A 9,269-nucleotide genomic window follows, 5' to 3' on the forward strand; every position below is an offset into this window, starting at 1 on the left:
ACAAACTGTTTACTCGTTCAACTAATGATTGATGCGTTACTACTACTTCAGTGTCCGCTGGAATATCATTGATTGCATAATGTGGTACATCCACATCGATTCCCGCAGCTTTTAATTTCTTAGTTAAAATCGTCGCTCCCATAGCACTTGATCCCATTCCGGCATCACAGGCAAAGACAATTTTTCTAAGTTTTTTATAATCTATCGCTTTTGTTTCGTTATCAGCTGGTTTATTAGCTTTCATTTCTTGCATTTTATCTTGCGCTTTTTCTAAATCATCTCCAGTTACTTTAGATGTTTTTAAAATCAACGAAGCAATCGCCATTGAAACAGCTGTTGCTAAGATAACCGATAAGATAACTCCAACGTAACTTGACGGATGACACATACTTAATATCGCAATAATACTTCCCGGTGAGGCCGCTGAAACTAATCCAGAATCAAAGATTACATTGACTAAGATTCCGGTAGCCCCGCCGCCAATCGCTGCTAACAACAATAATGGATTCATTAAGATATATGGGAAATAAATCTCATGGATACCACCTAAAAAGTGAATAATAGCTGCCCCTGGTGCTGAGGCTTTTGATGAACCTTTTCCAAAGAAACAGTATGCAAGTAAAATTCCTAACCCTGGTCCTGGATTTGATTCAATCAAATAGAAAATTGATTTTCCCGCTTCCATAACTTCTTGCGAACCGATTGGTGAAAAAATCCCATGATTAATTGCATTATTTAAAAATAACACTTTTGCCGGTTCAACTATGATGGATAGTAATGGTAACAATCCATGTTCAACTAATACATATACCCCAGATTTGATCACATCGTTTAATACTACACAGATTGGGTTAATGGCATAACATCCGATAATGGCTAAGAAGAATCCTAAGATTCCAGCCGAGAAGTTATTAACCAACATCTCAAATCCTTGAGGAACATGATTTTCTAATAACTGATCCAGTTTCTTAATTAAATAAGCCCCTAATGGACCAGATATCATTGCTCCGATATACATTGGAATATCAACACCAACTAATACCCCAATTGTCATAATCGCACCAACTGTGGCCCCTCTTTGTCCATAAACATTTTTACCACCGGTATACCCAATTAAAATTGGTAGTAAGAATTTGTTCATTGGATCGACTAGTGCCGCTAAATGTTCATTTGGTAGCCAGCCATCAGCAATAAAGAATGAAGTAATTAAACCCCAGGCAATGAATACTGCAATGTTTGGCATGACCATAGCACTAAGTGCTCGACCAAATTTTTGTAATTTTTCCTTCATTTTTAGCTCCTTTCTATCTGTCTTTCCTCTTTACAATTCTTACTATACAGTGGTTTTATAGCGGTTTCAAAACATTGAATTTGAACTTTGTCATGAGTAAAAAATGACAAAATTTAAGAGTCTTGTCAGGCTTGAAGTTCCGCCGAATTTTCCCATATTTTTATTTTGACATTTTTTTATTCTATAATAATCTTAAATAAAAATAAAGAAAAGAATTGCCCAAAAACAAGTCTTTTCTTTAAGATTTAGCATTTCTTGACAAAAAGTCTAAACAACAACTTTTAAGCTCTTGCATCTTTAGTCTACTTTCATCATTTTTAAGATTTAAGCGATTGATCAAGCGTTCGATATAATGATGTTGATAAACATATTGATAACTATATTTAAATTCTAAACCAAACACTAGCGCTAAAAAAGAAACCCAGCGATCTAAATCTGTTTTCCGGTCAGTACTTAATACTGTCTTACATGTCATAAAAGTCTTATACACTTTAAAACTAATAACGTCATTTTCTAATTGCGCTTGACTGGCACCTAAAAAAGCTTCGAACGTTTCCATCAATCCCGTTTTAAAAATATCAATCTTATCACCATCGCGAATAATTTGACAATGCAAATAAGTCTCAGGTTCCAAATCAGCTTCAATGGCATATTTATTATGATTATAAATTGCCGTTTTAATTATTGGATAATATTTCTTATCAATTTCAAATTTATCAATTAAATTATCATCAAATAAAATAGCTACCCCCAGATTAGCATGATCAATAGTTTGGCTATCGATAAAACTTTGGTATCTTTTTAATTGCTCAAAGCGACCAATATCATGTAACAAACCAATTAGCCCCGCCAATTTAATTTCTTCATCTTTTAGCTTTAAACTAGCAGCTATTTCTTGGCAGCGTTCCATTACTCGATAAGTATGGCTAATTTTTAAAGCCACTTTATCATCACTTTGATCATAATTATTTACATATTGATTGAATACTAATTTTGCTTTTTTTAAATCGATCATATTTATCACCAAAACCTATTATAAAGTAATTATAGTCTTTTGACTATGTTGATTTAGTGAAAAGATTTATTATTATTTGATAAAAAGCTTTTCTTTAAATATTGATATATGATATTATTAGCCAAGGAAGTGATAAAATGAAACTAAGAAAAGCAAAACATAGCGATTTAGCTGATATTATGACTATTATTAATCAGGCAAAAGCTTATTTTAAAAGCCAGGGTATTAATCAATGGCAAGATGGATATCCTAATGAGATTTCAATCGTTAATGATATCCAACGGAATGAATCATATGTATTAGAAGATAACGATGATATTGTTGCCACAGTGATGATTTCAGCTAATGGTGAAAATAATTACAACTATATTGAAGGTAATTGGTTAACTGATGGTAAATATCTAGTAATTCACCGTATTGCTATTCGTGATGATCAAAAAGGTAAAGGTCTTGCGAAAATAATTTTTGATCAGGCCATTGAATTATTTGATTTACCAAGTTTAAGAATTGATACCCATGAAGATAATAAATCGATGCAACGTTTTTTACAAAAATATGGATTTAGTTATTGTGGTATTATCTATTTAGAAAATAAAGATACTCGTCTAGCATTTGAAAAAATAATCCGCTAGACTTTTTTTCTACACATAAATCACCTTTTCTAGTTTATATTAACAACGAGGTGATAAATATTATTGAAACAGCAATTAATAATGATCTTTTAATGATTTTGGATGATATTAGCAGCATGAATGGTAAAATTACTATGATCAATCAGTATTTATACAGCTTAACTGTTCTAAAAAACAACCACCCTAATCTTTCATCATCGTTAGACAATATTTTTAATACTGAATTAAAGCAGTTAAAAATATTAATGGAACTGGTAGTATCACTAGGTGGTGATCCCCGATTATGGACTTATCATAATGATCAATGTGAGTACTGGTCACCAGCTTATCTTAATTATCCAGTTGCCCCTGCTATTATCATTGATACTTTGATCAAACAAAATTATTTAGCGATTGAAACCTATAGCAAACAAGTAGTCCTAACTAAAAATGATCAAATAAAAGCTTTTTTAAATCAACTGATCATTGATGAAAAACAGCATTTGATCATTTTAAGAAACTGGAAAACTAAATTAGTTAATATTTCTAACTAATTAGTTTTCCTTCTTTTAATAATTGTAGTAATTGTAAATTCTGAGCTGCACTGCCAACATAATTAGTAATTCCATTTAACCGCGCTAAACGCTGGCGATTTTGAAAACTAGTATCTACATCGATTTGCTGCAACGCTCCAACTAAGCTATCACCTACATAATCAGGATTAGATAAATAATTGATCTTTCCTTCAATGACTGTATCATTGACCCAACCTTGATCATTACCAATTAAATAAGGGTTTCTGGCACCAGCTTCTATTTTAGTAATTGTTCCAATATTACGATATGGTCTTAACGGGTTTGAAGATTCACTCGTTAAGAAAACATAATTAAATCTGACCGTATCGCCAACTTGATATTCATTTATGCTGTTAGGATCTTTGTCAAAATTATTTTTACCAGCTCGTTTAATTATAGCAGGAAAATCAGCATAACAATAATCTAAATCAACGATCGTCGGTACACCTTCCACCCAGCCAGTCGAACTGTATTGCCACATATCATAATTGCGATCATAATTTAATTCCGAAGCATAATTAGCAACCCAGCGTGTATATTGATCAAAGATTGGACTTGTAAGTTTCGTTTTCCACCAATATAATGAAGCATAAATTCCTACGTAATATCCTTCTTTTTCCATCTTATCAGCAAATGTTTTAGCAATATCCCCAATTACTGCATTTGACTGTCGCCCAGTAGTATTATTATCTTCTAGATCATAATAAATTGGATAAGCCATCTGATAATTTTTTACTAGTCGTAAAACATGATTAGCCTCCTTAATGGCATCACTAGGACTTTTGGCATACGAATATAAATAGACCCCAAACGGAATTTTAAGTCTCGTGCATTCATCAGCATTTCTAGTAAACAGTTTATCATCCTGGTCTGTGCGATCTTGACCATAACCACAGCGAATTATCGCAAAATCAATCCGGTCTTTCACCACTTCCCAGTCAATTAAACCTTGATATTGTGAGACATCTATACCATGTGTTGTCATTCTTCCACCTCCACTAGTAATATATGTTAATTTAAAAAAATTGTGTGACTTTAACAACTTTTTTATCATTTTAATGCGAAAACCAAAATATTATGTTATAATTAAAATGGTTTGATTAAAAACTTACCTACAAAATTTCATATAAAACTTAATAATATATAATATAAAGACATGGAGGTCGATGCAATGAAATTAAAAAAAGTATTTCTAACCGCCCTGGCAACGACAACGCTAGTTGGTATTAGTAGTACTCCTGCAACTGTTGAAGCTACAGATTTTTCTCAACAAGAAGATAAATATATGGAACTATGTTCATCTTCTAATCTATCATCAAGTAATTTACAAACTTGTCGCGAATTTAATACATACTTGAAGAAGAAAAATAATGATTTAAAAGATCAGGTTAGTGATTCTAAAAATCAATTATCACAAACTCAGGCGAGTCTAGATTCTTTATCAAGTGAAATTAGTTCGTTAGACAGCCAAATTGAAGAAAAACAAAAAGAAATCGAATACTTAGAAACATCAATCGCTAATTTAGAAGCTAGTATTCAAGAAAAAGAAGAAGAAGTTAAAGAAAGAATGTATTCAATGCAATCTTATAACAACAGCAATTCTTATATTGAATACATCTTTGGGGCTACTGATTTTACTGACATGTTTGCCAGAATCGAAAGTGTTAATGAAATCACTGCTTATGATGACCAATTAGTAACTGAATTAGCTACTGAAAAAGAAGAAGTTAAACAACAAAAAGACACAGTTGAAGTTGCTAAACAAAACATTGAAGATCAAAGAAGCTCTAAACAGGCATTACAAGCCGAATATCAAACACTATATGCTCAACAAAATGAACAATTGATTGCTCAAGAACGGGCTGCAGCCCAAGCTGCTGATTCAAGTCAAGAAATCAGTGATAACTTAGCTGCAATCGCTGCAGCAACAGAACAATCAAAAGTATCAACTGCAGGCAGCTATACTCCTAGCGGTAATTCTGAACTAGGAAACGCGATTGCTAGTAAAGCATTATCAAAACAAGGATGTATGTATTTATGGGGTGCCTGCCATGATATGGCTTCAATCGCCGATCCAAATACCAGCCGTTTTGATTGCTCTGGTTTAGTTAACTGGGCGCATTATCAAGCTGGAGTTAATATTGGAAGCCATTCAACTAAAACATTATTAAATGTTGGAAGTGCTGTGTCACGTGGAAGTATGCAAGCTGGTGACATTATCTTATTTAGCAGTAATGGTAGTGCCAGTGGCGTTCACCATGTTGGTATCTATATTGGAAATAATATGATGGTACATGCTCCAAGTAGTGGTAAACCAGTTCAAGTTTCTTCATTAAGTTCAAGTTACTGGCAAGCTTCATTCTACCAGGCTAGAAGATTATACTAATTAAGATGCAGAAAAATCTGCATCTTTTTTTGTTTAATAGATTAAAAAATATAACATAAAGTAACAATTAATTTACTTTTTGTCACATAATAATTATTTTTAGAATAATTTTATCCAATATTTTACTAAGTTGTGACATATTGTAAAAAATGCCTAAAATACTACATAAAATTACCGATTTTTTTATTTACATCTAAAGATAAATGTAGGATAATGACTTTATATCGAGGTGATTAAATGAAGAAAAACAGAATACTTATTACTGCCCTAACCTTATCAATTTTCACTTCTGCAACTTATTTTGCTAAACCAGTTAGTGCCATTGATTTCGAGGGTAAAGAAAGTGATTATATGGACTTATGTTCATCAGCCAATTTATCCAACAGTAATAAATCAACATGTGAAAAATTCAATGACTATTTAAAAAATAAAAATGATGAATTATCTAGCCAACTGGAATCTCAAAAACAAGCTGCAAGTGATACTGAAGATACTTTAGAAAGTATTAAACAAAAGTTAGACACTATTAATCAACAAATAAGTGAAAAAGAAGCTGAAATTGATTACTTGAATACGACAATTGCTAATCTCCAGGCCAGTATTGAAACTAATACTCAATTATTAAAAGATCGGATGTATGCAATGCAGTCATATGTCAATGATAATTCATTCATTGATTATATTTTTGGTGCTGCAAACTTTACAGACATGTTTTCAAGAATTGATAGTTTTAACACGCTTACCGAAAGTGATCAGGAATTAATCGCCGAATTAAATGAACAAAAACAACAGGTAGAACAACAACAAGCTTTACTCGAAGAAGCAAAAACGGTTCTACTGGCACAACAAGAAGAACAACAGGCTCTACAGAGCCAATATACAGCTTTATTACAAGAACAAAATAATGCTATTGCTGCTACTCAGGACTCGCTTTATGACTATGGGGAAATGACTGAAACATTATCAGCTGCAATTGATGAATTCAACGCCAATGCTTATGAAATTGCCACTCCGGAGCCACCTAAACCTTCGCAAGTGACTAATAACAACTCTAGTTCATCAAATAACAACAGTTCAAACAACAGTAGCAATAACAATAGTTCTTCAAACAGCGATTCAAGCAGCAATAATAATACCAGCACCACTGATTTAGGTCAGCGAATTTATGCTGCTGCCTATTCAAAATTAGGAGCTAGATATTATTGGGGTGCTTCAGGACCTACATACTTTGACTGCTCAGGTTTTGTTTACTGGTCATTAAGACAAGCTGATGTCAGCGTTGGGCGAACTACAGCTGCTGGATATTCTGGAATGTGGTCAAGCGTAAGTTTTAATCAATCACAAACTGGAGATTTAGTTTGTTTTGGTAGCCCAGCTTATCATATCGGAATCGTTATTGTTAATAGCGATGGTAGTCGTTCAATGATCCATGCCGGAGGCGGAAACTCATCAACCTTTGGTAATAATCCTAATGCCTGTGTTAAAATTTCAAGTATTGAACCTGGATCATACTATTATGGCCGCATTTCAACGATCAGACATGTAGGCTAATAAACAAAACAGCGATCAATTAGATTAAATTGATCGCTTTTATTTTTAATAAGTACTTTCTATTTCTTTGATCCGTTGATACAAAAAATGATTAACTGGAACTTCTAGATTGTATTTATCAGCCAGTTTAATTACAGTTCCTGCAAATAATTCCACTTCACTATAGCGCTTATTTTTAGCATCCTGGGCCATTGATGGTAACCCCTTAGGATCTAGTGTTCCAATTAAATCAATATAGGCTTCTAATTCATCATAAGTTAAATTGATACCTTCATATTTAGATAATTCAATCACTTCTTCCATTGCTTTGATCAAAGTATCATGAGCTTTACCTGGCAGTAAAGCACCGCCATAATTTGTGTCAAAGACCATACACGTTTGATTGATACCAACGTTTAACATAAATTTAGCCCATAGATTATGAATAATATCATCTTTAACATAATGTTCAACTTTAACCAGGTCTAAAAACTGTGTCAGTTCCTGTAATCTTGCTTTTTGCTGCTCATTTTTTATTCCTAATAATAAATGTCCACGTTTAGAATATGTCAATGCTGTACCCATTTTGACTGCATCCATTCCTTGAGCAATGGCATATAAAACCTGATCAGAATCATATCTTTGACCAATAATTTCTTCACTTGTGATTCCATTTAAAACGGAAATAATCGTTGTTTTAGCATTAACTGCATTTTTCATTGTATTTAAAGCACTAGCTAAAGCTGTAGCTTTAACTGCGACAATAAGTAAATCATATGGTTTAGCTTCATTTGCTGCTACTAAATTAAACTTAACCGGTTGTTGATTGATAGTATAGTCAGATTTAAGATTACGCTGCAATCTATTTTCATCCATAATAAAATCAACCGTAATATCCCGGCTGTTTTCTAAGATCCAATTAGCATATAAAAGACCTAAGGCACCCATTCCAACGATTCCAACACTCTTTATCATTATTTACCTCCATGAAAAAAGCTGATCATTAAGATCAGCTTTTGCATTTAAGTTTCAATTAATTATTTAGCTAGTGCTTTATTTGTTAATTCAGCAAAATATTTGATTGTTCTAACCATGTTAGAAGTATATGAATTTTCGTTGTCATACCAAGCAACTGTTTGAACTTCAGTAGTTCCATTATCTAATGGTTTAACCATAGTTTGAGTTGCATCAAATAATGAACCATAAGTCATACCGATAATATCAGAAGATACTAAAGGTTCTTCAGTGTATCCAAATGATGGAGTAACTGCTGCTTTCATAGCTTCATTAATTTGTTCAACTGTAACTTCACCTTCAACAACTGAAGTTAAGATAGTAGTTGATCCTGTAGGAACAGGTACACGTTGAGCTGATCCGATTAATTTTCCATTTAATTCAGGAATTACTAAACCGATAGCTTTAGCGGCACCAGTTGAGTTAGGTACGATATTTACAGCAGCTGCACGAGCTCTTCTTAAGTCACCTTTTCTATGAGGTCCGTCTAATACCATTTGGTCACCAGTGTAAGCATGAACTGTTAACATGATACCTGATTTGATAGGTGCTAATTTATTTAAAGCATTAGCCATAGGTGCTAAACAGTTAGTTGTACAAGAAGCTGCAGAGATAATTGTATCATCAGCTGTTAATGTACCTTCGTTTACACCGAATACAACTGTTGGTAAGTCATTTCCTGCTGGTGCAGAGATAACAACTTTTTTAGCTCCTGCATCAATATGAGCTTGAGATTTAGCTTTAGAAGTATAGAAACCAGTACATTCTAATACTACGTCTACTCCTAATTCTCCCCAAGGTAATTTAGAAGCATCTGCTTCTTTGTAGATTTCGATTTCTTTTCCAT

Annotated in this window: 9 protein-coding genes; 4 read left to right on the top strand and 5 right to left on the bottom strand. The window is 33.0% G+C overall.

Annotated elements, in window-relative coordinates:
• Together Q0K54_RS00830 and Q0K54_RS00835 are read right to left on the bottom strand one after the other, a co-directional pair.
• Positions 1 to 1,291: PTS mannitol transporter subunit IICB (locus Q0K54_RS00830; protein WP_294577945.1), on the bottom strand; the 1,291-nt coding region annotated here is incomplete at its 3' end.
• A gap of 238 nt (positions 1,292 to 1,529) precedes the next feature.
• The gene (locus Q0K54_RS00835; RefSeq protein ID WP_294577946.1) at positions 1,530 to 2,306 is read right to left on the bottom strand and encodes an HD domain-containing protein; all 777 of its coding nucleotides are present in this window, start codon (positions 2,304 to 2,306) and stop codon (positions 1,530 to 1,532) included.
• 137 nt (positions 2,307 to 2,443) lie between these two features.
• Here Q0K54_RS00835 and Q0K54_RS00840 point away from each other — a divergent pair, with 137 nt between their 5' ends.
• Positions 2,444 to 2,938, top strand: coding sequence for a GNAT family N-acetyltransferase (locus tag Q0K54_RS00840; protein ID WP_294577947.1), 495 nt, complete (start codon positions 2,444 to 2,446; stop codon positions 2,936 to 2,938).
• Between the two features lie 116 nt (positions 2,939 to 3,054).
• Complete coding sequence (locus tag Q0K54_RS00845; RefSeq protein ID WP_294577948.1) at positions 3,055 to 3,471, top strand: rubrerythrin family protein; 417 nt, start codon at positions 3,055 to 3,057, stop codon at positions 3,469 to 3,471.
• Here the strand turns inward: Q0K54_RS00845 and Q0K54_RS00850 are convergent.
• Entirely contained in the window at positions 3,464 to 4,477 is a 1,014-nt protein-coding gene (locus tag Q0K54_RS00850) for a glycoside hydrolase family 25 protein (protein ID WP_294577949.1), read from the bottom strand. The two genes, Q0K54_RS00845 and Q0K54_RS00850, sit on opposite strands and share 8 nt — an antisense overlap.
• A gap of 186 nt (positions 4,478 to 4,663) precedes the next feature.
• Here Q0K54_RS00850 and Q0K54_RS00855 point away from each other — a divergent pair, with 186 nt between their 5' ends.
• Positions 4,664 to 5,878 carry a C40 family peptidase gene (locus Q0K54_RS00855; RefSeq protein ID WP_294577950.1) on the top strand — a complete coding sequence of 405 codons (1,215 nt, stop codon included), beginning with the start codon at positions 4,664 to 4,666 and terminating at the stop codon, positions 5,876 to 5,878.
• 237 nt (positions 5,879 to 6,115) lie between these two features.
• Positions 6,116 to 7,429 carry an NlpC/P60 family protein gene (locus Q0K54_RS00860; RefSeq protein WP_294577951.1) on the top strand — a complete coding sequence of 438 codons (1,314 nt, stop codon included), beginning with the start codon at positions 6,116 to 6,118 and terminating at the stop codon, positions 7,427 to 7,429.
• 45 nt (positions 7,430 to 7,474) lie between these two features.
• Here the strand turns inward: Q0K54_RS00860 and Q0K54_RS00865 are convergent, their stop codons facing one another.
• Both Q0K54_RS00865 and Q0K54_RS00870 read right to left on the bottom strand, forming a co-directional pair.
• Entirely contained in the window at positions 7,475 to 8,383 is a 909-nt protein-coding gene (locus Q0K54_RS00865; RefSeq protein ID WP_294577952.1) for a ketopantoate reductase family protein, read from the bottom strand.
• A gap of 62 nt (positions 8,384 to 8,445) precedes the next feature.
• The coding region (locus Q0K54_RS00870; RefSeq protein WP_294577953.1) for a type I glyceraldehyde-3-phosphate dehydrogenase at positions 8,446 to 9,269 on the bottom strand (824 nt) is incomplete at its 5' end.

Source organism: uncultured Thomasclavelia sp. (assembly GCF_944324745.1).
Taxonomy (GTDB): domain Bacteria; phylum Bacillota_I; class Bacilli_A; order Erysipelotrichales; family Coprobacillaceae; genus Thomasclavelia.

Coding starts and splice junctions, on each gene's coding strand:
- Q0K54_RS00840 (WP_294577947.1), top strand. CDS start 2,444: ATGAAACTAAGAAAAGCAAAACATAGCGATTTAGCTGATATTATGACT.
- Q0K54_RS00850 (WP_294577949.1), bottom strand. CDS start 4,477: ATGACAACACATGGTATAGATGTCTCACAATATCAAGGTTTAATTGAC.
- Q0K54_RS00835 (WP_294577946.1), bottom strand. CDS start 2,306: ATGATCGATTTAAAAAAAGCAAAATTAGTATTCAATCAATATGTAAAT.
- Q0K54_RS00865 (WP_294577952.1), bottom strand. CDS start 8,383: ATGATAAAGAGTGTTGGAATCGTTGGAATGGGTGCCTTAGGTCTTTTA.
- Q0K54_RS00860 (WP_294577951.1), top strand. CDS start 6,116: ATGAAGAAAAACAGAATACTTATTACTGCCCTAACCTTATCAATTTTC.
- Q0K54_RS00855 (WP_294577950.1), top strand. CDS start 4,664: ATGAAATTAAAAAAAGTATTTCTAACCGCCCTGGCAACGACAACGCTA.
- Q0K54_RS00845 (WP_294577948.1), top strand. CDS start 3,055: ATGAATGGTAAAATTACTATGATCAATCAGTATTTATACAGCTTAACT.